This is a genomic window from Alteribacillus sp. JSM 102045, from assembly GCF_041949975.1.
Taxonomy (GTDB): Bacteria; Bacillota; Bacilli; order Bacillales; family Marinococcaceae; genus Alteribacillus.
This window is the reverse complement of the sequence record NZ_JBHFQG010000003.1, coordinates 148,141-172,613: the sequence shown is the minus strand read 5'-3', so window position 1 is coordinate 172,613 and position 24,473 is coordinate 148,141. Positions and strand designations below refer to the sequence as shown.

Below are 24,473 nucleotides of genomic sequence, written 5' to 3'. Positions count from 1 at the left end.
AACAAGGCCCGTGGACAAATGGTACGTTATTTTCATGAAATCCTTGCGAAATAGGGGGCACACGGACATGGAATCCGCTATTTACTGCAAATCGAGCAATATCCATCGTTTTTGGCACGTAATAGCGGAATAGATGTCCGATAAACTTTCCATATCTCTGTTTTATGCGAAATAACGGAACAAATGTCCGACCCGTCCCGCAAAAGGTCGGATCAACTTTTGGGACAAACCCATTCTTTCTTTCACACAACATTTGACAGAGCTCCTTAAAGAAAGGGGTAAAGAAATGAATACATATCAGGAAGCGAGACAGTGGCTGCAGGATTTTACAACTTCTGATATACGTCCCGGTCTGGACCGTGTTCGTATGATGCTTGAAGGTGTAGGGAATCCGGAACGCAGGCTCAAGGGGATTCATGTCGGAGGCACGAATGGTAAAGGATCTACCGTAGCTTTTTTGAAAGAGCCGATGAAAGAAGCCGGCTTAGTTTGCGGTACATTTACATCTCCTTATGTTTATGAGTTTCGTGAAAGAATAGCAGTCAATGGAGAGCCTATTTCTGAACAGGATTTTCTCGAATCTGTAAAGGCGGTTAAACCTGCAGCAGAAAGTATAGCTAAAACGCCCTTTGGCACCCCTTCTGAATTTGAAGTGCTGACTGTTATTGCAGCATACTATTTTGCAGCCAAAGCTTTTCCGGATGTTGTTATCTGGGAAGTCGGTCTTGGGGGACGGCTTGATTCAACAAATGCTATGTATCCTATGATTTCTGTTATTACAAATGTCGGTCATGACCACCAGCATATTTTAGGAGAAACGATAGAAGACATAGCCAGAGAAAAAGCAGGAATCATTAAATCTGGTGTGCCGGTTGTAACATGTGAAACAAATCAGAAAACCCTTTCCGTTATAGAACAATCAGCAGCAAGTACGAACGCTAAATTATATAAGCTGGGACGGGACTTTGATATTGTCGGCGTGGAAGCGAACGGAAGCGGCTGGTCATTTTCGTTTCAATCCCTGTTAAGCGGTATAGACAATTTGGAGATAACTATGCTTGGGAGACATCAAACAAAAAACGCAGCAGCTGCTTTAATGGTGTTTCGCTATTTAAAAATGTATTATGCTTTACCGGTGGAAGAAGAGCATATCCGCACCGGTTTAAAAAAGGCTTCGTGGCCGGGACGGTTGGAATACAGAGAAGAAGACCCGCCTGTGCTGCTGGACGGAGCCCATAATAAAGAAGGCATGGAAAGCCTGGCTGATGCACTGAAAGAACACTTTAATGGTCGGCCCATTCATTTGATTGTAGCTATGACAAAAGAAAAAGATCCAGCGGAGCTGCTTGCACCATTTGTTGAGCTGCCAGTAGCATCTGTTTCAGCAGTGTCTTTTGATTTTGAAAGAGCAGCAAGTGGAGAAACAATTGCAGAAAAAAGCCCGATCAGCAGCACACAGGCCTTGGAGGATTGGGAATCGGCCTGGAAAAAGGCACAAAACCAAGCAGGAACCCAGGACCTTATTGTTATCGCCGGCTCACTTTACTTTATTTCTGAAGTGTCCAGGCATATGAATTCATAAAAAAAGGGCCAAACTGCAGTCCTCAAGATGGATAAAAGTTTTTTATACGCATTGAAAGGATGTTATTCGGTTCGTGTCTATACCAAAATAGACCCAGCGGAAAAAGAACCATCTGTATCCAGCAACCGATCTTCTCCCAATAAACGTGGGGTAAAACCAAAAGGATTCTCCATTATCAAGTCAAATGAATGTATACCGATACAGACAGCCGTAAATGGCCCCAGGGTCAACGGCAAACAACGTAGGACCTCCTGCAGCTGTTGGCACGATTTGCGGAGGCGGTCCTGAAGGTCCTCCTGGTCCAGGTCCGGGGCCAGGACCAAATCCGGTACCAGGTCCAGGACCCGGTCCTGGGCCAAATCCAGGGCCTCCCGGACCAGGTGGAAATCCAGTTTGACGATATGGAGACATATTCTTTCTCCTTTCCATGTTAAAAAATTGATGATGGTTTCTTTTTTAACCTATGCAATGCAAACAGGAAGGTGATATTTGCCTAACTGTATGACAAAAGAGAACTCAGCAGCGGTGAGCTTGTCGATTGGACCCTAGTTTCTCTATATTTGTTGAAATGAAGTTTTTGATAAGTGTTGTGGACCCTCACCCTCATTCCGCTATAGGCTAATAAAACGGTTGGTATTGCTTGATTTGAGGCTTCTTCTGTCCTTCAACACGCCCTGAAGCAAGGATTTCTAGGAGATAGCAGATCTCTTGTCCATTCTGAGTTGATCCACCTTACAGTAATCAGAAAAAGCGAGAGCTAAGGCAGCTATCGCTTTTTCTTTGCTTTTTTATCCTGTTTAGCGATGCACACATAAGTAAACAACAAAAAAACAATGACACATAGTGAACAAATACGCTGCAGCAATGGAAGCCATTCGATAGGGATCACCTCTTTATTTAAACGTTTTGTAAAACAGCTGGTATTTATTCACATCTGCTGTATTAGAAAATCTAACTTTGCACATAATATCTTCACCGGTATTCTTTGAAAGGGAGGGATTCCTTTTTATGGATAATGTTATGCTTTCTCGTATGCTTTTTGGTTCATCTATGGCATTTCATATCATTTTTGCCACGTTAACCGTTGGTATTGCCTTAATGATCTTTTTCGCTGAAATCATGCGAACAGTTCGAAAAGATGAGGATTATGCAATCCTTGCAAAGCGCTGGACAAAGGGACTGGCTATCCTGCTTGGAGTGGCGATTCCTACAGGAACAATTGTCGCTATTATGCTGTCTCTTTTATGGCCGGGTTTCATGGAAATAGTAGGCCAGGTCATTGCTCTCCCTTTTCAAATCGAAATCTTTGCTTTTTTTCTTGAGTCTCTTTTTCTAGCCATATATGTATATGCTGCAGACCGTATAAGCCCTCCTATGAGGATTGTTAGTACGTTTTTCGTTGCTTTTGGAGCGGTGGCGTCAGCGGTATTGATAACGAGCGCCCACGCCTGGATGAACACGCCGCGAGGATTTGAAGTTGTCAATGGTACTATAGAAAATGTAGACCCCTTGGCTGCTGCACTGTCGCCTAGTTTTTTCGCCACCTCTCTTCATGTGGTAAGCTCTGCATATATGGCAGGGACCTTCGTCTTGTTAGCAGTGGCAGCCTATAAACTTATGAACCCTAAGCTTTCCGCTCGAGAAAAACAGTATCACCAAAAAAGTTTTGGGCTTACATTAATATTTGCTTTTCTCATGTCGGTGTGGACCGCATTTACTGGGCACGACACAACTGTCATGCTTTATGAAGAAATTCCGGTAAAATTAGCTGCTGCCGAAGGGCTGTTTGAAACCCAATCAGAAGCAGGCCTGACTATTTTTGGGATACCGAGTCCTGAAGCAAATGAAGTAATTGGAGGAATTGAAATTCCGAAGCTTCTCAGTTGGCTTGCAGCGTATGATACGGATGCGGTTATTCAAGGTTTGAATGATTTCCCGCAAGAGGAGTGGCCGCCTTTATTTGTACATACGCTCTTTAATGTTATGGTTTCCATCGGTTTTTTCTTAATAGGGGTTTCAGGATTAGGTTTATTGTTTTTATATCTGCGCCGCAGAACTTCCCGCGGTTTACCTAATTGGCTGCTTGCTTTGTTTGTGGCAGGAGGGCCGCTTGCCATGATCGGTATTGAAACCGGCTGGATTTTCAGCTGCACAGGAAGACAGCCCTGGACAATTTTTCAAGTTCAAACGACAGCTGAAGCAGCAACCGATTCAGGCAACCTGGGAATGATATTTTTCTTTTTTGTTGTACTGTATCTGGCGCTTCTCGTTATAACAGGGGTTGTTATGTATTATTACTTTAAACGTAACCCTTTAAAGCAAGATATTGCTGGATATAAATCCTTTTAATACATGATAAAGAAAGGAAGTTTTTTCTTGGAGCCTGTTTATGTTGCTATTCTGCTGATGTGGGTGTTTTTCTTTATTTATGCCATTTTAGGTTCGATTGATTTTGGCACTGGGTTTTGGGCTATGTATTATCAGCGCAAACAAAATGATGAAGCAGCTACGATTGCGAATAATTATTTGTCTCCAGCCTGGAAGGTGACCAATGTTTTTCTCGTTCTGCTCGTTGTCTCGTTTGTAGGTTTTTTTCCAGGGGCCGCCCCTAACCTTGGCACGCTTATGATTGTTCCTTTTTGTCTTACTTTACTGTTGTTAACAATTAGAAGTGCTTTTTTGGTGTATGCTTACAGCACAGACAAATATGCAGAGCACCTTACCGTTGTCTCTGGCGTTAGTGGACTTCTCATTCCGGCCATTCTTGTCAGTATTCTTCCGGCTGCGATTGGAGGGTTTATTGATTATTCAACCGGACAGCAGTACATTTTAGTAAATAAATTGTTTGCCAGTCCGACTTTTTATACTCATATTGGGTTTGGTCTTTTTACCGAGCTATTTTTATCCTCCCTGTTTTTGAGTGATTATGCGAGAGAAGGCGGACAATTAGAAACATACAGGACCTATAGGAAGAATGCTGTGTATCTTGGGCCGATTACACTCGTGTTTGCTGTCGCTGTTATCTTTACGCTTATTCCGGAAGCTCCATGGATGTTTGATAAATTTTTAGATGTATGGTGGATATATACCCTTTCATTGTTTGCCTTTGCAGGAGGCTACAGCGCGCTGTGGTGGCCGTCTAAAAAAACAGGCAGGGGTCAGCCGCGGATAGGCTTTCTACTCATCGCTCTGCAATTTGGAATTGCTAGTATCGCATATGGCTCAGCACTTATGCCTTACTTTTTGTATCCTGATTTAACAATCTATGATGCGTTTACAAATGAAACGATGTATCAGTCGCTGCTCATTGGCTATATGATTGGCATGGCCATTTTAGTTCCTGTATTTATCGGCTTTTGGAGATTGTTTTTGAAGGATAAAAGATATTTGACAAGTGAAGGAGATTAAATAGAATTGAAAAAATTCCCCCTAAAGGAATGCTAGCAATTCCTTGGGGGAACAATTCGTTTAATTTATTTAAGCAGAACTTCCGGTACCAATTGTACCAAGAATTTCTTTAATACAATTAATTACAATTTGCTGTTGTTTTGAGGTACCGACAAGCACGGCTACTAATAGAGCTAAAAGAAAAAGAAGTGCGATAACAATGGCTACTAGATTCATCTCCATCCCTCCTTTTACTAAGGAATTAAGAGACGTCTCCTATATTAAATAGATTATGTCTAAAAGCATTGATTGCTTGACCAATAGCCTTCGTTGTAAATAAAAAGGCCATACAGCCAAGATAATCAGGATTTACAAAGAGTTGAAAATAAAAGTTTTAAAAAGAACCTATTAAATGGTATGATAGATTTACCATAGTTAATTCGTATCATATTCGTTCTTTTTATTTTTTCACCTAATGATTTATCCCCTCCTCAATTTACTCTTGATTAACTTCACTTACTATCCCAACAAATACTTTCTATATCCTTAAGAAAAAAGATACTCTTACTAATTTAGTACAGAAGGGAACAAAAGATGGAACTGTTTTGGTGGCTTTACATATTTATTGTTGGCCTTGTTCTTGGTTCATTTTTTAATGTTGTTGGGCGTCGCCTGCCTAAAGGAGAGTCTATTATTCAGCCGAGATCCCATTGTGAATCTTGCAGACAAACATTAAAGGCAGTTGATTTAGTGCCGGTTTTATCCTTTGTTATTCTAAAAGGTAAATGCCGAATGTGTGGAATAAAAATTGCCTTTATCTATCCATTGTTAGAGCTGATATCAGGGATTCTTTTTTCGGCAGCTCTGATCACTTTTGGATGGAGTTGGCATTTCGTTGCAGTAATCTTACTTATATCTTTACTTCTTATTATTACAGTCAGTGATATGGAATTTATGTTAATTCCTGATAAAATTCTGATAGTCTTTGCCATACTCATATTCTTGCTCCGTGTAACCATGGCTCCTCTAGATCCATGGTGGGCATTATTGGCTGGATCTGTAGTAGGTTTTTCTCTGCTATTGTTTATAGCTATCATTAGTAAAGGAGGGATGGGTGGAGGCGATATTAAGCTTTTTGCCGTACTTGGTCTTTTTTTTGGGGTACAAGAGATTATTCTTGTTCTATTTCTTTCGATATTTTTAGGAGCTTTTTTGGGCGGTCTTGGTATTCTTATTGGAAAAATAAAAAGAGGAACTCCAATGGCCTTTGGTCCTGACATTGCAGGAGGAAGCTTAATTACTTTATTCTTCGGCAATGAAATCGTACAGTGGTACTACCATTTTTACTAGATGATTTTTATTTTAAAAATGTTAGATACCGAGTACAATTGACAATCTTTTTGAGAACAAGACGACAAGAGTCTTGTTCTTTTTTATGCAGGCTGTGCTAGTGTATTCTTAATCGATATCGTGAAACGTCGAAAGGGGAGCCTGCTATGAAAAAAGACAAGCCTGAGGTTTCTTTTAAAATTAACGGAAAAAAGATAGACCTGGAAAAGGAAGAACAAAACAATCCCGGCCCTCCTGAAACTCAAGAGCATATACAGCTGGACATAGAAGGCATCACAATAGCAGATTGGAAGGAAAAACGAGCTGCAGAAGAAGAACAGGCAGCTGCCTTTTGGGAGAACGAGCCAAAACGACCGAGTGTTCCATATAAGAAAATACGCAAAAAAGCCAATATTCCTCAAAAACCAAGAAAGCAGAAAAATCAACGCAAAACCTATCCGTTGTATTTTATTTCTTTAACCATAGGAGCAGTAGCACTTGGCTTGTTGTTTGGGATTGTCATGCTTCAGTTATTTTCTGAAAATAATTCTTCTACAAGTGCTGCCATTGACATGAATGAGGAAGACCCGCCTATCGTGGCAAACTTTAATGACAGCAATGTCATGCATGTCATCCAGGCTGGTGCTTTCACCAAGAAAGCAAAAGGGCTTGAAATGCAGGAACATCTTCATTCTGGTGGCTACCCTGCTGTTTTAACACATGACGGTGAATATTATTATTTGTTTTCTGGAGTTTCCTTTAATAAAGAAGGGGCGGAAAGCTTGAAAGAATACTACGAAGCTGAAGGTCTTGAAATGTATGAAAAAACCCGGACTATGCCAGAGCCGGATGAAAATGGTAAAGGCAGTGCGAAAAACCAAGAATTACTCTTAACGAGCAAACAGCTGCTGATGGATATTACAGAAGCCGCCTTGCAGGATGAGGAAGGACAAAAAGAAGAGCTTGTTGGAAAAATTGAGGAACATTTGGAACAAACAAAAAACTGGGAGGATGAGAAAGCATTCGGTGATTTAAGAAAAACAATAGAAGAGATACAAAAAGAATGGGAAGAAAACACACAAGCTACGAGCTCGCTTCAAGAATTATTAATAGAATCTCTGCTTTATTATGAAGACGCTGTCTATGCTCATAATGGGGAAGGTGATAATGAGGAGAATACAGACACAAATCAAGAACCGCAATGATATACAAAAAGATAATGGACTGAGGCATGAAGGGTGTTTCCAATTATTTCTTGTTTAGCGGGTCCTGTTCTGGTAAACTTAACTCACACCTTGTACAATAAGATGAAATAAAAACTTATTGGAAAGGTGGACTCCTCTTCATGCCTTCACTACTTTTAGCTTCTCAATCTCCACGGCGAAAAGAACTTCTTGAACAATCCGGTTTCTCTTTTCAGATTCAACCAAGCAGCGTTTCTGAAGAAATAGATCAGGATCTGGCTCCTTTTGAGGCAGTAGAAGAGCTGGCTTGGCGTAAAGCAGAACATGTTTTTGCCGAAAATAAAGATAAAACAGTACTCGGCGCGGATACAATTGTAGCTTCGGGGCCTACTATTTTAGGAAAACCTTCCGATAAATCAGAAGCAAGGTCGATGCTGCGTAACCTTTCTGGTCAGTCCCATTATGTTTATTCCGGTACAGCAATCATATCCAGGGTTGTCACAAAAGTATTTCACGTTAAAACAGAAGTGGTATTTTACCCGCTTGAAGATAAATGGATCGAACCCTATATTGCAACAGATGAACCGTACGATAAAGCAGGCGGATACGGTATTCAAGGAAAAGGACGTTTATTTGTAAAGGAAGTACACGGCGATTACTTCAATGTCGTAGGGCTTCCTATTGCGAGAGTGGCACGCGAGCTGGAGAAATGTCATGTACTTCCTTCCTTCAGACAATAGCCCCCCTCTTCTAAAAAATAGCAGGATGCTTAATCTTTTTTGAAAAAGGAGGAATTTTTATTGACAGACACCTCTATCATGATTAAAGACATACCAATGAGCGAACGGCCAAGAGAAAAAATGGCCAAGGAAGGTGCTGAGCGGCTGTCCAATCAAGAACTTTTAGCGATACTGCTTCGGACAGGTACAAAGACAGAATCAGTGTTACAGCTATCTCAGCGCGTACTTTTTCATTATGACGGGTTACGTTTATTAAAAGAAGCTACGATTGAAGAGCTTCAATCAATTAAGGGGATAGGCAAGGCCAAAGCCCTTGAATTACAAGCCGCTCTGGAACTTGGCAGACGTATATATACTTTTCAGGAGGACGAGCGTTATGTGATTAGATCTCCTGAAGACGTAGCTGGTTATGTGATGGAGGAGATGCGTTTTTTAACTCAGGAACACTTTGTTATTTTGTGCCTTAATACAAAAAATCAGGTTATTCATCGGCAGACGCTGTTTATTGGAAGCTTGAATTCAAGTATTGTGCACCCGCGTGAACTTTTTAAAGAAGCCCTGCGCCGCTCCGCTGCTTCGGTCATCTGCCTTCACAACCACCCTTCCGGGGATCCTGCTCCAAGCAGTGAAGACATTGAAGTCACAAACCGTTTAACAGAATGCGGACGGATATTAGGAATTGACGTGCTGGACCACGTTATTATCGGAGATCGAAAATTCACCAGTTTAAAAGAAAAGGGCTGCATGTAACTGTGGATATTTTCCCTTTCTCATCCTCCTTCTTCCCCTTGCTGAAACTATCCGTTTCTTATACACTAATAAGGTTGCTTAAGAAATTGGAAATGCCTCTAAGAAAATTAGATTAAAATTCTGAAAGAAAACGGAAAGTCTATGTTTTTCAGATTATTTTCAGTATAATAGGGCATAGTAGGCATTTTTTCTGCGTATGATGGAAAGGCCATAGATTAAAAATGTAACTTTTGGGTAATAGGTTTATTATTCTATTAGCCTAAAGATGGAGATATTAGATAAAAGAGTTAGTGAAGGATGAAGGGAGATACATAGATGTTTGGTGGTTTTTCAAAAGACCTTGGTATTGATTTAGGTACGGCAAATACATTGGTATATGTAAAAGGTAAAGGTGTAGTGATTCGCGAGCCGTCTGTTGTGGCTATGAGAACAGATGCTGGGTCCATTGAAGCAGTGGGAAACGATGCAAAAAACATGATAGGCAGAACACCTGGAAATATTGTAGCTGTCCGGCCGATGAAAGACGGTGTGATTGCGGATTTTGATACCACAGCAACTATGATGAAATATTTTATCGGTCAGGCCCAAAGAAACAGGTCTATATTCACAAGAAAGCCAAATGTTATGGTTTGTGTCCCGTCTGGCATTACAGCGGTAGAAAAGCGGGCTGTTGAAGACGCAACAAAACAAGCAGGGGCAAGAGAAGCATATACGATTGAAGAACCATTTGCTGCTGCGATTGGTGCTGATCTGCCTGTTTGGGAACCAACGGGAAGCATGGTCGTTGATATTGGCGGCGGTACAACAGAAGTAGCAATTATTTCGCTTGGAGGTATTGTAACCAGCCAGTCAATTCGCGTGGCAGGCGATGAAATGGATGAGGCGATTATTCAATACATCAAGAAAAAGTACAATTTAATGATTGGTGAACGTACTGCAGAAGCTTTAAAAATGGAAATTGGCTCTGCTGGTACCGCGGAAGGAATTGAGGATATGGAAATCAGAGGACGTGATCTTGTTTCCGGCCTTCCAAAAACCATTTCGGCATCGGCGGAAGAAATTTCAGGAGCGCTTGCTGACACGGTAAATACAATTGTAGAAACAGTAAAAACGACTCTGGAAACCACACCGCCTGAACTTGCGGCAGATATTATGGACCGGGGGATTGTGTTAACCGGAGGAGGTGCCACCCTTCGAAATATTGATAAAGTGTTAAGTGAAGAAACAAATATGCCGGTGTTAGTAGCGGAAGATCCGCTCGATTGTGTAGCGCTTGGCACGGGGAGAGCACTTGAGAATCTTCATCTTTTCCGGTCCAAAGCGGGTATAACGGCCCGATCGAACCGGAATGCACAGTAGAGTAGGTGTGCGGCTATGCCTCATTTTTTCTCAAACAAAAGACTTATCATATTAATGGTCAGCATCATTATTTTGGTTGCGCTCATTGGCTTTTCGATGCGAGAGAGAGATTCGGTAACCTGGCCCGAGAAGTTTGTCCGTGATTCTACTGGCATCGTTCAGTTCGTGTTTAGTCAGCCCGCTCATTTTGCAGCGGGTTTCTTTGGGGATATAAGAGATCATCTGATTGTATACGAAGAAAATAAACTTTTGAAATCGCGCCTCGATCAATATGCTTCTCTTTCAGCAGAATTAGAGAGCGTAAAGCAAGAAAATGAAACGCTGAAAGACATGATAGATGCAGATGAAAGTCTCACAGATTATGTGATGCGCTCGGCCCTTGTTATTCATCGCTCCCCGGACCGCTGGACGGAAACAATCGGCATTAATAAAGGAGCCCAAGACGGCGTAGAAAAAGACATGGCAGTGGTGACTTCTGAAGGCTTAATTGGTAAGGTTCAAACAGCCTCAGAATTCACATCAACCGTCCAGTTATTGTCCGATGGAAACCGGACAAACCGTGTGTCAGCTATGGTTAATACAGACGGAGATCCCGTATATGCTTTTATTGAAGGATGGGATGAAGAACGAGAAGGATTAATGCTTAGAAAAATCGAGTCAGATGCAGAAATTGAAGAAGGACAAATGGTGATGACTTCCGGTTTAGGAGGTATTTTTCCTAGAGGATTGGCAATTGGTGAAATAGTGGAAATAGAACCTGATGAATATGGCCTGACCTATAATGCGCTAGTGGAGCCGGCAGCTAACTTTTATAATATTGAGCAGGTCAATGTGATCGAACGAACCAGCGAAAGATTGGATGAAGATTTACAAATGGAAGAGACCGAAGAAAAGGAAGAAGATGAGGAACCGATTGACCTCCAAGAAGAAGATCTTCAGAATGGAGGCACTCCATGATCCGTTTTCTTCTGCCCGCAGTTGTATTTGGATTATTTATACTAGAAAGTACATGGTTTCAAATTTTCGTTCCTCTTTCGCTTGATCAAGATTATATTCTTGTCCCTCGGTTTGTACTTATAGCGGTGGTGTTGATATCTATATTCCGCGGACCAGGTATTGGCGTTCTTTTTGGAATAACCGGTGGATTATTATACGATTTTGTATACACGGACCTGCTAGGTATTTATATGTTTAGTCTTGCCTTTACGGCTTATATTAGTTCTTTTACTTATACAGCTGTTCGCATTAGTTATTTGTGGCAGATGGTTATTATGCTGGGAGCTATCTTTATTTTTGAATGGATGACTTATGGATTGTATTATGTTATTGGCTATACCGATATTTTATTTGAAGACTTTTTTATAGTGCGTCTGCTGCCTTCTTGGATTTTAAATGGATTAGCAGCGCTTTTGCTTCTATATCCTTTTCAAAAGCTGTTTCATCGGCTGGAAGAATCTGAAGCTTTGCAGCAGCACTAACCAATCGACAATATCTGAAACGATTGCAGGATTAATGAGCTTCTTTGTGGAAGTTAAGTAAATCAGGGCGAACTAGGTGATGATTATGGCTCAAGCTCCAGAGGTGAAGCAGATGAGTACAGGACCCGCAAAAAATTTAGTTACAATAAAAGGAACAAAAGATGGGCTGACTATTATTCTTGATGATCAGTGCTCTTTTGAAGATTTGACGAAAGAATTAAAAGAGAAAATTTCACAAGATAAGCAAGTGTTTGGAAATGGTCCTGAAGTAAAAGTGAAGGTGGATGCGGGTTACCGTTATTTACAGGAACACCAGGAAAAGAAGATTAAAGATCTTTTAGAAGAAGCAGAACCAATCCGAGTCGGAGAGTTTCATTCAGAAGTTATCAGTAAAAAGGAAGCTAGGCGGGAGCGGGAAGAAACAGGCTTAACCGCTGTTACAAAAATTGTTCGTTCTGGACAAGTTCTTCGTATCAGAGGGGATGTGCTCTTGCTTGGTGATGTGAATCCCGGCGGAATTGTAGAAGCAACCGGCAATGTGTACATTCTTGGTACATTAAAAGGAATTGCACGAGCAGGTGTGGAAGGCAGTAAAAATACTGTTGTTTGTGCTTCCGTTATGGCCCCGCACCAAATATCAATTTCCGATGTGATCTTTTACGCGCCGGAGCGATATGAAAAAAAAGACAGAGGGCCTTTGTTTGGAGAGCCCGTTTATGCTTACATAGCAAATCAGGATCTGGAAATTTCGTTTGAAAAAACCAGACTTTTAAATCAGTTTCAATCAGCAGCTGCAGCGAACCAAGGAGAATCCTTCGGTACGTAACGGCTTAGGAAGCTCTCTTGACGTCTGGAAGGAGGAATTGCAGTGGGAGAGGCAATTGTTATAACATCCGGAAAAGGAGGGGTAGGGAAAACTACCACCTCGGCTAATATTGGAACGGCCCTTGCTTTACAGGGAAAACACGTTTGCCTGGTCGATACAGATATTGGCTTGCGTAACCTAGATGTAGTAATGGGACTTGAAAATCGCATTATTTATGATCTGGTGGATGCTGCAGAAGGACGGTGCAAAATCCAGCAGGCATTGATCAGAGATAAACGATTTGATTGTCTTCATTTACTGCCTGCTGCTCAAACGAGTGATAAATCAGCTGTAAATGCAGAGCAAATGAAACAAATGATAGAAGAGCTCAAACCTGACTATGATTACGTCATTATTGACTGTCCAGCTGGGATTGAACAGGGTTTCAAAAATGCTGTATCAGGTGCAGATCAAGCAATTGTCGTAACAACCCCTGACACTTCAGCTGTGCGGGATGCCGACCGTATCGTTGGATTGCTTGAACAAGAAGACATGGCCCCTCCAAAGCTCGTAGTCAATCGAGTACGCAGCCATCTTTCCAATGAAGGGGATATGCTTGATGTGGATGACGTGGTGTCTACCCTTGCAATTGATTTACTGGGCATGATCGTAGACGACGAAGAAGTCCTGAAAGCAGCGCACAAAGGGGAACCGATTGCAATGAACCCAAACAGCAGGGCTTCGCTCGGCTACCGTAACATAGCAAGACGGATTCTTGGCGAATCGATCCCGCTTATGGCTATTGATCAAAAGAAAAGCTTTTTTGCTAAAGTAAAAAGCTTGTTAGGATTAAAAGCATAACAAATCAGCTGCTTCCTATAGAGGGAGCAGTTTTTTGATTGTTTTGGAAATTATGTTTTTACAAGTTGTGGATAACTATCTTCATATTGTTTGATCCGCATCTAGCTTCAGCGCTCAGCCTCTCGGAGGCCCAAGACGGTTTAAGGAACTTTTGCTAGAATCGCGAACATCGTGTTCGCAACGCAAAAGTCAGCACATTCTGTGCAAGCCAGTTCGACGTTGTCACAGGACGTGACGTTCTCAGTCGAACATCCTTTAGGACCCTTCTACTAAATACGCACACGTTGACGCACAGGACGTACTAATGTCGCCAATGCCACAGGACGTGGCGTTTTTGGCGACGAAAGTGCAACGCAGAAGTCACTACATCCTGTGGAAGTAAGAGCGCCTTTCATGACTGAAGAACATTTACCTGTCGAGGCTGAACAGGGCGCTTGCGCTTTTGTTCATTCCGTAGCAGCAGTCTAGTCTTCCGGAAGGTAAAATGACTCTTTCTCATAAGGCCGTTAAAAAATAAGTAAGTAATTTCATTGCACCATGTAATGACTTACTATATACTATTATTAAATCAAAAATATTTGATTAAGGGGATGACCATGAAATCTTTGCCGATTAAGGATAACAGCAAATCTAATATTTCTTTTAACCACTATAAACAGAAATTTAAAGCATTGGCTGATGAAAAGCGTCTTGAAATCATGCATGAACTGGCAAGACACGAAAGCGTGTGTGTTTGTGACTTAACCGATATTCTCGACCTTTCTCAGTCCAAATTGTCTTATCACTTGAAAATATTATTAGATGCTGGTTTTATTTTGAAGGAAACAAGAGGTACATGGAGCTATTATAAGCTGAATGAACAAGAAGTTAACCATGTACTGTCCGAAGAGCTCTGCTGCTTGTTTCGAAAAGGTGCTAAACATTAAATCTTATTTAGATGGCTGTTTTCATAAATCGATATGATAAACCTTGGCTTTTCACCTTCTGAGTGATAAGCCAGGTTATCTTCAATAAATTAATCAAAAAAATTGATTAAAAGGAGGAATATTAATGATTCACGTTGGACTTAATGTCACAAATTTAGAAAAATCTATTCGTTTTTAAAGGAGGATTACGCCAAGTTTATGCCGTCTGGCATTCCGGTAAAATTCACTTTAAATGAGAGTGAAAAAGCAGAAGGAAATCAAATGGGTCATTTCGGTATTCAGCTCCTGAAAGAAGAAGAGGTGCAGCACCACAAAAAAACGGCTCAAAGCCAAAGGTTATTTTTCAAGAGATGAGATCAAAACGACCTGCTGTTATGCGCTGCAAGACAAATTTGGATAACAGATCCTGACGGCAATGAGTGGGAATATTTTTATACAAAAGCGGATACGGATGAAAACCAGGCACCTGACAATGCGTGCTACTACCTAAAGTAAAAGAAAAGGATTTCTCCGAAGGTATAACAAGAATGTCAGAGGAGGGCAGGCAAACTTGCCGACAGAGGGAGCCTTAATACGGGACTTTTTTCAGTGGGGGGTGATCGGACCACAGGCCCTGGCTTCTTCCTGGATCGTTTGTCTTCCTCCCAATGACCGACTGTATCTGTTTTTTGTGCAACGGTCTTCAAGCATCTTCTATAGTGCCAGTTGATCTAGAGAAATAATGGAAAATGTCATCAAGCGTTGATTATAGTGCCCGCTCCACTAGAAATATTATGGGGGTGGGGTTACCAAGCACTTTCCATAGTGCCGTGGCCGTTCTTGTTTCCTTGTAAAACGTCATTAAGGGTTTTTCATAGTGACCACTCATTCTTTTTCCCTTCTGTCTCGGGCACCAAGCCTTTCCCTTGGTGCCTATTTAAATGTCCATTTTCGAATTCAATTTTCTTTCTTCATACTGCTATTGGTACAGGGGAGACCGCTGCACTATAAGTAAGAAAATGCAGCCCATCACTTTGGAGTACACCCCTTCATATGATAAAAAGTGTTTGGTGCAAAGAGATATTGAAAACAGAAAAATTTACTTTTGGTAACGTACTATGGTATATTTTGAAAAGATAATATGTTTCATGCCATCATTTTCCTCGCGAGCGGAAGTCAACCTGACTCATTCTACTGTAAATCTCCTTTTTTCAAAAAGAAACCAGAAAACATGTCTAAAAAAGCTGGAAGTTGCCATAATGACAAATGTACAGGGAAATCCGAGTTCTTTAAAAAAGGAGGGAAAATCCTTGATGACTACGGAATATGACTATTTGTCGGCGGAAGAAAAAGACAAGATTGATGAGCTTGAAGAAAAAGTAAAACATGCAGAAGATGATGATGCCCTTAAACGATATACAACTCAAATGACATTGATATATGAAAAAGCGAGAGTTCGTGAAGAAACAAGCCGCACTTGATACAAAAAGAGCCTAACACGGCAGTGAAGGCTCTTTTTTTACATAAAATGACGGCTTTTCGACATTAAGACTTGGCGATAAGCCGAGTTTTTCTAACGTTTCTTTGGTTTTTACACCCTGGAATGCTCATTTTTTAAGGCGATTCGTTTGTATGGCACTATTACTGTTTTTCCTTTATGATTATCTGCTGTTCTAGCTATCCATTTTCTTTCCTGATAAGCCCGTCCTTCTAGTACAGGATCTTGCGTTTGGGAGGCAAGAAAGCTGTGATTTATAACCCACCAAGAAGCGTTCATCCCGGCACGGTTAAGGTCCTGTTCCAGTCTTTCGGCTTCCAGCACCGGCGTGGTTTCCGGAAGCGTAATAATGACGACGGACGTTTGCTCGGGATCACGCAAGCACGGCAACAGTTCTTTTACTTCTTCAGGCAGTTCACCAGAAGAGCGCAGCACTTCCTGATGATAAGATTCTGCTGCATCAAGCAGTAATAACGTATGCCCGGTTGGAGCAGTATCCAGAACGACAAACTCGCCTTCAGAACGGGCAGCGGTTTTAGCGAACGCATGAAAAACTGCAATTTCTTCCGTACAAGGTGAATCGAGGTCTTCTTTTAAATACGCTAAGCTGTCTTCATCCAGTTCATCACTTACTCGCTCTATAACACTCTGTTTATATTTTTCCGTTTCCGTTTTGGGATCTATACTGCTAACCGTCATATTAGAAGGCAGGCTTCTTTTTCCAAGAGTATGATGCAGATGATTGGCAGGATCTGTTGTTGTCAGATGAACAGGATGGCCCTCTTCTGCTAATCGAAGGGCAATTGCTGCGGCAGTCGTCGTTTTTCCTACGCCGCCTTTTCCCATGGTCATAACAAGCCGGGAATTTTTATTTAAAATATCTTTTATCATCGAATCCAGGCCCGGCAAATCAGGAACAGGTAAGGAAGACTGGTGCATTGGGTCATTTTCAGGTATTGGGGCTTGCATTAGTGCACGAAGTCCTTCTACTCCCTCAATATTTTCAGGAAACAGTGGGATTTGGTATTCCTCTAGATGCTGTAATTCTTCAGGCATTTCATTTACAGCCTGCTGCTGGCGCAGGATATATTCTGCGGCGATTTCATCTTTGCTTTCTTGGAAAGGATGAATCCCATTTAGCAGCAGGTACTGGTTTTCAATCCCAAGCTCTTTCAATTCAGAACTGGCCCTGCCTGCTTCTGACAGAGAAGAGTTTTCAGGTCTGGCTACTAGAAACAGTGCGGTTCTCATTGGATCGGCTAGCGTTTTGACTGTCTGGTTATAAAGGTTTTCTTTTTCCTGTAAACCAGCCATTGGTCCCAGGCAAGAAGCACCGTGTGTACTGTTATCAAGAAAATCGCTCCACGCTGCAGGGAGCCGCAGTAAGCGCAAGGTATGACCGGTGGGAGCTGTATCAAAAACAATGTGGTCAAAAGCGTCATTGGTTTCTGGAGCAGCGAGCAGGCTTGTAAATTCATCAAAAGCAGCAATTTCTATGGTGCAGGCACCAGATAGCTGCTCTTCCATGCTTTTAATAGCTGATTCCGGCAGTTTCCCCCTGTAAGGACCTATTAATTTTTCCCTGTACGCGCGTGCTGCTTCTTCTGGATCAATATTAATGGCATACAAGCCGTCCATATTAGGGATGGCAGTTTGGTTATTAGAAAGCTCCACGTGAAAAACATCCTGTAAATTGGATGCAGGATCGGTACTAACAATTAATACTTTTTTTCCTTCATCAGCCAGCGCAATGGCGGAAGCTGCAGCCGTTGACGTTTTTCCAGCTCCACCTTTACCGGTGAAAAATAAATGCTTTATTTGAGGCAGATGTTTTCGTTCAAAACGCATGATGAATAGCTCCTTTAGTTTATGGAAATGTCAACTTTTGATGTTTTGGTTCCCTTTTCTAATGTCTCAAGAGGGATGTTGAGCCATTCGCTTAGTTCCGATCTAGATGGATATTCTCGTGTCTTAATAACCTCGTCATCTAGCACTGTGATCGGAAGAATATCTGTTCCTTTTTCTTCCATTAATTTTCCGACTTCTGTCTGCTGTACAAAAGGCTCCGGTTCTTGAGCAAGATTATAACGGTTTATGTTGATTCCTTTATTTTGAAGAATATGCAAGTCAGAAGCAATCCTGGTTAGTTCGGGGTCAACATCGGGTCCGCAGACCCCTGTAGGACAGCAAAGGGCTGGATCAAAAATTTCTAATTTCATTTCCATACGTCCTTTCGTAGAAAAAGATATTTATTCATTGACATATAATTATTTGCTTATATTATAATAAGTCATGAGCTGTTTATTTTCAAGATAAAAAGATGAGAGAAGGGAGGAATTATATGAAAACGATGGCGGAAGTACCCATTGAAAAAGCAGCACCAATATTAAAATTGCTTGGTGACAGAACGAGATTGACGATGACGGCGCTTCTGGCGGAAGGAGAGTGCTGTGTTTGTGAATTCACAGAAATTTTTAATATGAGCCAGCCATCCATCAGCCAGCACTTAAGAAAACTGCGGGATGCCGGTGTTGTGCATGAAGAAAGAAGAGGACAATGGGTTTTTTATTCGTTAAACACAGAAAACGAACTTTATCCATTAGTCGAAAGCTTGATCAGTCAGCTTCCATCACAAAAAGATAAACTGGAAGAACTCAAAAAAAGCGGGAATCGTATTGTTTGGTGCGATATCCGCAGATAATATTTGTGGAGAGAAATCATCATAAGGGAGATTAGAGACAGATGACCGACGTAATCATAGCCGTTCTGATCTTTTTGGTGACGCTTGTGTTCGTCATCTGGCAGCCAAAAGGACTGTCGATTGGATGGTCTGCTTCTATAGGTGCTGTAGTGGCTCTCTTAGCTGGTGTGGTCACTTTTTCAGATGTCGGCGACGTTACCAATATTGTTTGGAACGCGACCTTAACGTTTATAGCTATTATCATTATTTCATTAATATTAGATGAAATTGGATTCTTTGAATGGGCGGCTTTACATATGGCCCGTATAGCGAACGGCAGCGGAGTAAAAATGTTTATTTATGTTGCTGTTCTTGGTGCCATAGTAGCAGCGCTATTTGCAAATGACGGTGCTGCTCTTATTTTAACACCAATTGTACTTGCAATGGTGAGGGCGCTGAACTTTAAAGAAGCGATGGTTCTGCCGTTTGTCATGGCAAGTGGTTTTATTGCTGATACGACGAGCCTCCCTTTTATTGTAAGCAACCTCGTCAACATCGTTTCTGCTGATTATTTTGGCATTGGGTTTGTAGAGTATGCTTCAAGAATGATTGTTCCTAACCTGTTTGCTTTAATTGCCAGCATCATTGTGTTGTATATCTATTTTCGAAAAGACGTCCCTTCATCCTATAAGATGGAGGATTTAAAAAAGCCGGCAGAAGCTATTCAGGATCTAAAAATGTTTCGTTTATCCTGGCTTGTGCTTAGCTTGCTTTTAATCGGGTATTTTGTCAGTGAATTTATTCCCTGGCATAATCCGGTTACAGGGGAAGCAGAAGCATTTCCAGTGTCCTTTATAGCTGGAGTGATAGCGATTTTCTTTGTACTCATGGCGCGGCGCAGCCCGGCTGTGGAGACATCTGCTGTTATGAAAGGTGCACCATGGGAAATCGTTGTGTTTTCGATTGGTATGTATGTTGTCGTTTACGGCCTTCGCAACGCAGGATTAACAGATGTGCTAGCTTCTGGGCTAGAGCTTGCTGCGGATCAAGGGTTGTTTTCAGCAACAATTGTTACAGGATTTGTTGCTGCGTTTTTATCATCTATCATGAACAATATGCCGACTGTAATGATCAATGCGCTTGCTATTGCAGATACAGACACGATTGGAGCTCTTCGTGAAGCGATGATTTACGCGAATGTGATCGGGTCTGACCTAGGGCCGAAAATTACACCGATTGGATCTCTTGCTACCTTGCTTTGGCTGCACGTGCTTTGGACGAAGGGTGTAAAAATCAGCTGGGGTTATTATTTTAAAGTGGGGATTGTGATTACAATACCTACGTTATTCATTACACTAGCCGGTTTATATATTTGGCTTTTAATTATTGGATAGGAAAAAGGAGAGAAATAACAATGAGTGATAAAAAGATTATGTATTTTCTATGCACTGGAAATTCGTGCCGCAGCCAAATGGCAGAAGCATTTGGGAAAAAGTATTTAGAGGGCTGGGAAGTATACTCTGCTGGAATTGAAGCTCATGGATTAAATCCCAAAGCAGTCGAGGCGATGAAAGAAGTGGGGATCGATATATCTGATCATACTTCCGACACGATTGACCCGGAGCTTTTAAATAAAGCAGACATGGTTGTAACCCTTTGTGGTCATGCTAATTATGTCTGCCCAACCACTCCGCCTCACGTTAAAAGAGAGCACTGGGGGTTTGACGACCCAGCCCAAGCAGAAGGATCAGAAGAAGAAAAATGGGCCGTTTTCCAGCGCGTGCGCGATGAAATCGGAGAACGCATTAAAACATTTGCTGAAAATCAATAACACTATCATAACAGTTGATTGCTTAACAGCGGTCAGCTGTTTTTTAGTTATTTAGGAAATCGTGGATAACTATCTCCATATTGTTTGATCCGTGTCTAGCTTCAGCGCCCAGCCTCTCGGGGTTAAATAACCTCCAGTCATGAAAGGCAAAGAGCGCCTTTCATGACTGAAGAACATTTACCTGTCGAGGCTTACCAGGGCGCTTGCGCTTTTGTTCTGAAATGATTAAATAAAGTTTAATGTTTAATTTGTAGGCTCAGCACTCAGCAGGCGAAATTCCCGCCATCTTTTAAAGCGTGCATGTTTAATTTTTGTCATAGTTCTTTCCCTCTACCTCATATAATTTTGCAAGGGTCAAAGTGAAACAAAGCTATTAAAAATCCATGTACAGGGTGAAAAGGGGGAAGAAATGGCATGGACAAGGATATAAATAAAGTTCGCCGGCAAATTCAAAACAAAAGAAAAAAACGAGAATGGACACGGGAAAGAGATCAGGCCTCGTCTTATGGTTATTACCCTCATCACAGCGATGCTCCGTATCATGAACCAGAATTTTATAAATGGCGTGACCAGGAAAAAGAGATGGACAGGCCGGACAAGCGCGGAGGGGCCTGGGTCCTGCAAAGTTTAATTGCGGCAACTCTGTTTTTGCTGATAGGGATTTTATTTCAATCCTCACACCCTGCTTTTGAAGGGGCCAGACAATTTATTACCACTTCCTTTGAAGAAGAGTTTCCATTTGCGGCAGCTACAGCGTGGTATGAAGAAAGGTTTGGAAGCCCGCTTGCCTTTCTGCCTTTTGAAAACAATCTAGACGAAAATCATTCCCAGCAAGTCAATGAATCTACAGATTCTTTTGCTGTTCCTGTAACAGGGACAGTGGCAGAAAGCTTTTCTGAAAATGGAAAGGGTATCATTCTCGAAACCGGGCAGAATGAAAGTATAGAAGCGATAAAAGGTGGAGTTGTCGTTCATACCGGACCTCATGAAGACTGGGATCTTGCTGTGGCTGTACAGCATTACGAAGGCGGCGAATCCTGGTATGGCATGATGGATAATGTGGAGGTGAAGCTGTACGATCATGTTTCGACAGGGACAGTGCTTGGCACAGTCGACGCTGAAAAAGGGAACGGCCGCTTTTCTTTAGCCATTAAAGAAAATGATGAATACATTGATCCGGTGGACGTGATTTCCTTTGATTAATCAATTTAGGATTTTTCGTTTTCATCCTTTATTCTGGATATTGGCGGCAGCAGCTGTTTTTACTGGTTTCTTTTATGATCTTCTTCTATTATTTCTTATTGTGTTTCTGCACGAATTAGGTCATGCAGCAGCAGCCCTTCATTACAAATGGAGAATTAAAAAGATTGAACTGCTTCCTTTTGGAGGAGTAATGGAAACGGCCGAGCACGGAAACCGGCCTATTCATGAAGAAGCGATTGTCGCCGCTGCAGGGCCGCTAGTTCATCTTCCTCTTATTGGCTTATCTTTTTTGCTGCTGCAAACTCCGTTTTGGCACTTGTCTGATCATGCCCTTTTTCTTCATTATAATCTTACACTGTTTTTCTTTAATCTGCTGCCAGTGTGGCCGTTAGACGGAGGAAAGCTGCTGTTTTGCTGGTTTACCTCCCGCTTTCCTTACCATCAGGCTCAAAAGTTGATGTGGAAAACTTCTTGCATCTTGTTATGCAGTGCAGCGGCCCTTTTTTTATGGTTTTTCCCTTTTCATATTCAAGCATGGCTTCTATTAATATTCTTTACTGCTGTACATTATACGGAATGGAAGCAGCAGCCTTATAGTTTTTTTCGTTTTTTATTAGAACGAACCAAGAATGAAAATACTCCACCTACAGTGACAGAAAAAATCTCCTGGCACCAGCGCCCCTTGGATGCGGCCAAAACGATATGTAAAAATGAAAGATGTCATTTTTATATTTTAGAAAATGGACAAACTCTCCCCGAATCTTATATCCTTGAAGCAATCACTATGAAAAGAATGGGTATGGTTAAAATAAAAGACCTTCTTTCAGATCAAGAAAAAAAGCCTACTATTCGGTAGAAAGCATAATATTTAAAAGAATCGATGGCGCATTCAATCAAAACGAGGTGCAGGAATGTTTGAGCTTATATTCAATACCGCAACCACAGAAAAGCGGGGGGCGGTTAAAAAGAACGGAAAAGTTATTGAAATATTTATAGAAAGACCAGTAGAAGAACGAATTGCAGGCAGTATTTTTAAAGGAAGAGTGAAAGATGTACTGCCTGGAATGGAAGCTGCTTTTGTAGATATCGGTCGTGAAAAAAACGGCTTTTTGCACAGAAATGAATTAGTTGGTTACAAGCAGTTAAGGGAGCCGGAAACAGAAAAAGAAAAACGCAGCATATCTGAATTTATCACCGAGGGTCAGGAAATAATCGTGCAGGTTACGAAAGAAGAATTCGGCGATAAAGGCGCCCGTTTAACGGAAAATGTTTCTCTTCCCGGTAAATACACAGTATATATGCCAGAAGGCGGTTATATTGGTATTTCAAAACGCATGGCTTCAGAGGAAATACGGGAGCATTGGAGAAATCAAGTCCGCTCTATGCTTAAAGATAGAGAAGGCATTGTCGTACGCACCAGCTGTGAAAATCGTTCAGAAAACATCGTAGAGCAAGACATTCGTTACTTGCGAGAAGATTGGTATGCTGGGCTGAAAACTGCCCAGTTAACGCGCCCGCCTGCTTTAATTTATCAAGACGGCGGTATCATCGAAAGACTTTTGCGTGATTATTCTATCAAGGAAGTGGACAAAATTACGGTCGATCATTTTCCTGATGTCCGTTATATTAAACGTTTATTACGTTTTGAAGAGGAAGATATAAAGAAGGTTTCTTATTATAATGGAAAAGAGAATATTTTTTCTGCGGAAGGAATAGAAAAAGAGATTGATAAAGCCCTGCAGCCAAAAGTTTGGCTGAAAAGCGGCGGATTTTTAATGATAGAAAAAACAGAGGCGCTCACGGTTATTGATGTAAACACAGGCCGTTTCACAGGACGGGATGATTTGGAAAAAACGATTTGTAAAACAAACATAGAAGCAGCTAACGAAATTGCACGGCAGCTAAGGCTAAGAGATATTTCGGGAATCATTGTCATTGATTTTATCGATATGAAACGAAGTGAAAATAAACAAAAAGTAGTCACTGCTTTAAAAAGAGCACTCTCCGATGACAGAACCAAAACTAATGTCGGTGACATAAGTCCGTTCGGCCTTCTCGAAATGACACGGAAAAAAGTAAGACGAAGTCTGGCTGATTATCAGTTTTCGGATTGTGAATTTTGCATGGGGAGCGGACGTCTGCTTTCGGAGGAGGCGATGGCTTACCGGACGGAACGTATTATTCATGAACATAGAGAGATGGATGCAGAGGCTATGGTGCTTGAGCTGCCGTCACGTGTGTTACAATGGCTGCATGAACGTGGAGAACCTTTATTAAAAGAGTGGAAGAAACGTTATCCGTTTTCTTTATATTTCCAACCGCATCCCGAGGCTGACGGCATTCACATTCGCTTTACCGGTACGAATGAAGAGGCTGAAAAGCGTTCCAACGCATAAGGAGGCTGCAAAAAGCTGGGGCGAAACCTTTGTTGACACTGGGATTGCCATATGATATGATGTTTTTTGTTAGTTGTTTGGCTCGCACCCAAACTACAACCGCTCAATGCAGGTTAAAAAGACCATTTAGGCACCTGTATTGGTGAGTCTTAGTCATAGGAGGTGCATATAACATGTACGCAATCATTGAAACTGGTGGAAAGCAAGTAAAAGTAGAAGAAGGCCAGGAGATCTACGTAGAGAAACTGGACGCTTCTGAAGGCGATGCTGTTACTTTTGAAAATGTTGTATTCGTTGGCGGAGATGACGTAAAAGTTGGTTCTCCATACGTGGACGGTGCCAAAGTCACTGCCAAAGTGGATAAGCATGGACGTCAAAAGAAAATTACGGTATGGAAGTTCAAGAGAAGAAAGAACTATAGTCGTAAAATCGGCCATCGTCAGCCATACACCAAAGTTGTTATCGATAAAATCGAAGCATAAGGC

General features: G+C 41.6%; 24 protein-coding genes, 2 pseudogenes and 1 other annotated feature. Of the genes and pseudogenes, 22 read left to right on the top strand and 4 right to left on the bottom strand.

The annotated features are described in order from the left end of the window. Positions 1-286: 286 nt before the first annotated feature. Complete coding sequence (locus tag ACE1TI_RS03595; RefSeq protein WP_375006208.1) at positions 287-1,582, top strand: bifunctional folylpolyglutamate synthase/dihydrofolate synthase; 1,296 nt, start codon at positions 287-289, stop codon at positions 1,580-1,582. A gap of 42 nt (positions 1,583-1,624) precedes the next feature. Here ACE1TI_RS03595 and ACE1TI_RS03590 read toward each other — a convergent pair. Continuing rightward, positions 1,625-1,993: pseudogene (locus ACE1TI_RS03590) on the bottom strand (hypothetical protein). A 597-nt stretch (positions 1,994-2,590) separates the two neighbouring features. Between ACE1TI_RS03590 and ACE1TI_RS03585 the strand changes: the two are divergent. Continuing rightward, positions 2,591-3,931 (top strand): cytochrome ubiquinol oxidase subunit I, encoded by a 1,341-nt coding sequence (locus ACE1TI_RS03585; RefSeq protein ID WP_375006207.1) that lies wholly within the window; start codon positions 2,591-2,593, stop codon positions 3,929-3,931. 27 nt (positions 3,932-3,958) lie between these two features. Next, positions 3,959-4,990 carry a cytochrome d ubiquinol oxidase subunit II gene (locus ACE1TI_RS03580; RefSeq protein ID WP_375006206.1) on the top strand — a complete coding sequence of 344 codons (1,032 nt, stop codon included), beginning with the start codon at positions 3,959-3,961 and terminating at the stop codon, positions 4,988-4,990. A 69-nt stretch (positions 4,991-5,059) separates the two neighbouring features. On the opposite strand, the gene ACE1TI_RS03575 is transcribed toward ACE1TI_RS03580, so the two are convergent. After that, complete coding sequence (locus ACE1TI_RS03575; RefSeq protein WP_375006205.1) at positions 5,060-5,206, bottom strand: hypothetical protein; 147 nt, start codon at positions 5,204-5,206, stop codon at positions 5,060-5,062. A 357-nt stretch (positions 5,207-5,563) separates the two neighbouring features. Between ACE1TI_RS03575 and ACE1TI_RS03570 the strand changes: the two genes are divergently transcribed. From ACE1TI_RS03570 to ACE1TI_RS03515, 12 genes and pseudogenes are all read left to right on the top strand, one after another. After that, a complete protein-coding gene (locus ACE1TI_RS03570) occupies positions 5,564-6,319 on the top strand; it encodes a prepilin peptidase (RefSeq protein ID WP_375006204.1) in 756 nt (251 codons plus the stop codon). A gap of 146 nt (positions 6,320-6,465) precedes the next feature. Continuing rightward, complete coding sequence (locus ACE1TI_RS03565; RefSeq protein WP_375006203.1) at positions 6,466-7,503, top strand: hypothetical protein; 1,038 nt, start codon at positions 6,466-6,468, stop codon at positions 7,501-7,503. A gap of 140 nt (positions 7,504-7,643) precedes the next feature. Continuing rightward, complete coding sequence (locus tag ACE1TI_RS03560) at positions 7,644-8,222, top strand: Maf family protein (protein WP_375006202.1); 579 nt, start codon at positions 7,644-7,646, stop codon at positions 8,220-8,222. Positions 8,223-8,300: 78 nt separating this feature from the next. Then, the gene (gene radC, locus ACE1TI_RS03555) at positions 8,301-8,972 is read left to right on the top strand and encodes a RadC family protein (RefSeq protein ID WP_375006258.1); all 672 of its coding nucleotides are present in this window, start codon (positions 8,301-8,303) and stop codon (positions 8,970-8,972) included. Between the two features lie 315 nt (positions 8,973-9,287). Further along, complete coding sequence (locus ACE1TI_RS03550) at positions 9,288-10,331, top strand: rod shape-determining protein (RefSeq protein WP_375006201.1); 1,044 nt, start codon at positions 9,288-9,290, stop codon at positions 10,329-10,331. Between the two features lie 15 nt (positions 10,332-10,346). Further along, positions 10,347-11,288: a rod shape-determining protein MreC gene (gene mreC, locus ACE1TI_RS03545; RefSeq protein ID WP_375006200.1), complete on the top strand. Its 942-nt coding sequence runs from the start codon at positions 10,347-10,349 to the stop codon at positions 11,286-11,288. Further along, on the top strand, positions 11,285-11,809 hold the full coding sequence (mreD, locus tag ACE1TI_RS03540; protein ID WP_375006199.1) for a rod shape-determining protein MreD: 525 nt from the start codon (positions 11,285-11,287) through the stop codon (positions 11,807-11,809). The genes mreC and mreD overlap by 4 nt, the downstream gene beginning before the upstream one ends. Before the next feature lie 79 nt (positions 11,810-11,888). After that, positions 11,889-12,635 carry a septum site-determining protein MinC gene (locus ACE1TI_RS03535; RefSeq protein ID WP_375006257.1) on the top strand — a complete coding sequence of 249 codons (747 nt, stop codon included), beginning with the start codon at positions 11,889-11,891 and terminating at the stop codon, positions 12,633-12,635. A 42-nt stretch (positions 12,636-12,677) separates the two neighbouring features. Further along, complete coding sequence (gene minD, locus ACE1TI_RS03530; protein WP_375006198.1) at positions 12,678-13,475, top strand: septum site-determining protein MinD; 798 nt, start codon at positions 12,678-12,680, stop codon at positions 13,473-13,475. A 596-nt stretch (positions 13,476-14,071) separates the two neighbouring features. Next, on the top strand, positions 14,072-14,401 hold the full coding sequence (locus tag ACE1TI_RS03525) for an ArsR/SmtB family transcription factor (protein WP_375006197.1): 330 nt from the start codon (positions 14,072-14,074) through the stop codon (positions 14,399-14,401). Positions 14,402-14,519: 118 nt separating this feature from the next. After that, positions 14,520-14,896 (top strand): annotated as a pseudogene (locus tag ACE1TI_RS03520) (VOC family protein). A 794-nt stretch (positions 14,897-15,690) separates the two neighbouring features. Beyond that, entirely contained in the window at positions 15,691-15,861 is a 171-nt protein-coding gene (locus tag ACE1TI_RS03515; protein WP_375006196.1) for a hypothetical protein, read from the top strand. Positions 15,862-15,971: 110 nt separating this feature from the next. Here ACE1TI_RS03515 and arsA read toward each other — a convergent pair whose 3' ends face one another. Beyond that, complete coding sequence (gene arsA / locus ACE1TI_RS03510) at positions 15,972-17,726, bottom strand: arsenical pump-driving ATPase (RefSeq protein WP_375006195.1); 1,755 nt, start codon at positions 17,724-17,726, stop codon at positions 15,972-15,974. Between the two features lie 14 nt (positions 17,727-17,740). Continuing rightward, entirely contained in the window at positions 17,741-18,097 is a 357-nt protein-coding gene (arsD, locus tag ACE1TI_RS03505; protein WP_375006194.1) for an arsenite efflux transporter metallochaperone ArsD, read from the bottom strand. Between the two features lie 122 nt (positions 18,098-18,219). On the opposite strand from arsD, the gene ACE1TI_RS03500 reads away from it, so the two are divergent. The 7 genes from ACE1TI_RS03500 to rplU all read left to right on the top strand — a co-directional run bounded on the left by ACE1TI_RS03500 (position 18,220) and on the right by rplU (position 24,470). Further along, positions 18,220-18,579, top strand: a complete 360-nt coding sequence (locus ACE1TI_RS03500; protein WP_375006193.1) for an ArsR/SmtB family transcription factor — start codon at positions 18,220-18,222, stop codon at positions 18,577-18,579. Positions 18,580-18,620: 41 nt separating this feature from the next. Next, the gene (locus tag ACE1TI_RS03495) at positions 18,621-19,952 is read left to right on the top strand and encodes an arsenic transporter (protein ID WP_375006192.1); all 1,332 of its coding nucleotides are present in this window, start codon (positions 18,621-18,623) and stop codon (positions 19,950-19,952) included. A gap of 20 nt (positions 19,953-19,972) precedes the next feature. Further along, positions 19,973-20,389: an arsenate reductase (thioredoxin) gene (gene arsC / locus ACE1TI_RS03490; RefSeq protein WP_375006191.1), complete on the top strand. Its 417-nt coding sequence runs from the start codon at positions 19,973-19,975 to the stop codon at positions 20,387-20,389. Between the two features lie 414 nt (positions 20,390-20,803). Then, the gene (locus ACE1TI_RS03485; protein ID WP_375006190.1) at positions 20,804-21,592 is read left to right on the top strand and encodes a peptidoglycan DD-metalloendopeptidase family protein; all 789 of its coding nucleotides are present in this window, start codon (positions 20,804-20,806) and stop codon (positions 21,590-21,592) included. Next, the gene (locus ACE1TI_RS03480; RefSeq protein WP_375006189.1) at positions 21,585-22,448 is read left to right on the top strand and encodes a M50 family metallopeptidase; all 864 of its coding nucleotides are present in this window, start codon (positions 21,585-21,587) and stop codon (positions 22,446-22,448) included. The genes ACE1TI_RS03485 and ACE1TI_RS03480 overlap by 8 nt, the downstream gene beginning before the upstream one ends. A 55-nt stretch (positions 22,449-22,503) precedes the next feature. Further along, positions 22,504-23,988 (top strand): Rne/Rng family ribonuclease, encoded by a 1,485-nt coding sequence (locus ACE1TI_RS03475; protein ID WP_375006188.1) that lies wholly within the window; start codon positions 22,504-22,506, stop codon positions 23,986-23,988. A gap of 87 nt (positions 23,989-24,075) precedes the next feature. Further along, positions 24,076-24,148, top strand: a sequence feature (ribosomal protein L21 leader region). A gap of 13 nt (positions 24,149-24,161) precedes the next feature. Continuing rightward, positions 24,162-24,470, top strand: coding sequence for a 50S ribosomal protein L21 (gene rplU, locus ACE1TI_RS03470; protein WP_375006187.1), 309 nt, complete (start codon positions 24,162-24,164; stop codon positions 24,468-24,470). Positions 24,471-24,473: the final 3 nt, after the last annotated feature.

Coding starts and splice junctions, on each gene's coding strand:
- ACE1TI_RS03485 (WP_375006190.1), top strand. CDS start 20,804: ATGGACAAGGATATAAATAAAGTTCGCCGGCAAATTCAAAACAAAAGA.
- radC (WP_375006258.1), top strand. CDS start 8,301: ATGATTAAAGACATACCAATGAGCGAACGGCCAAGAGAAAAAATGGCC.
- ACE1TI_RS03595 (WP_375006208.1), top strand. CDS start 287: ATGAATACATATCAGGAAGCGAGACAGTGGCTGCAGGATTTTACAACT.
- ACE1TI_RS03500 (WP_375006193.1), top strand. CDS start 18,220: ATGAAAACGATGGCGGAAGTACCCATTGAAAAAGCAGCACCAATATTA.
- mreC (WP_375006200.1), top strand. CDS start 10,347: ATGCCTCATTTTTTCTCAAACAAAAGACTTATCATATTAATGGTCAGC.
- ACE1TI_RS03560 (WP_375006202.1), top strand. CDS start 7,644: ATGCCTTCACTACTTTTAGCTTCTCAATCTCCACGGCGAAAAGAACTT.
- ACE1TI_RS03535 (WP_375006257.1), top strand. CDS start 11,889: ATGATTATGGCTCAAGCTCCAGAGGTGAAGCAGATGAGTACAGGACCC.
- ACE1TI_RS03575 (WP_375006205.1), bottom strand. CDS start 5,206: ATGAATCTAGTAGCCATTGTTATCGCACTTCTTTTTCTTTTAGCTCTA.
- ACE1TI_RS03565 (WP_375006203.1), top strand. CDS start 6,466: ATGAAAAAAGACAAGCCTGAGGTTTCTTTTAAAATTAACGGAAAAAAG.
- ACE1TI_RS03550 (WP_375006201.1), top strand. CDS start 9,288: ATGTTTGGTGGTTTTTCAAAAGACCTTGGTATTGATTTAGGTACGGCA.
- mreD (WP_375006199.1), top strand. CDS start 11,285: ATGATCCGTTTTCTTCTGCCCGCAGTTGTATTTGGATTATTTATACTA.
- arsD (WP_375006194.1), bottom strand. CDS start 18,097: ATGAAATTAGAAATTTTTGATCCAGCCCTTTGCTGTCCTACAGGGGTC.
- rplU (WP_375006187.1), top strand. CDS start 24,162: ATGTACGCAATCATTGAAACTGGTGGAAAGCAAGTAAAAGTAGAAGAA.
- ACE1TI_RS03475 (WP_375006188.1), top strand. CDS start 22,504: ATGTTTGAGCTTATATTCAATACCGCAACCACAGAAAAGCGGGGGGCG.
- ACE1TI_RS03525 (WP_375006197.1), top strand. CDS start 14,072: ATGAAATCTTTGCCGATTAAGGATAACAGCAAATCTAATATTTCTTTT.
- ACE1TI_RS03585 (WP_375006207.1), top strand. CDS start 2,591: ATGGATAATGTTATGCTTTCTCGTATGCTTTTTGGTTCATCTATGGCA.
- arsA (WP_375006195.1), bottom strand. CDS start 17,726: ATGCGTTTTGAACGAAAACATCTGCCTCAAATAAAGCATTTATTTTTC.
- ACE1TI_RS03570 (WP_375006204.1), top strand. CDS start 5,564: ATGGAACTGTTTTGGTGGCTTTACATATTTATTGTTGGCCTTGTTCTT.
- ACE1TI_RS03495 (WP_375006192.1), top strand. CDS start 18,621: ATGACCGACGTAATCATAGCCGTTCTGATCTTTTTGGTGACGCTTGTG.
- arsC (WP_375006191.1), top strand. CDS start 19,973: ATGAGTGATAAAAAGATTATGTATTTTCTATGCACTGGAAATTCGTGC.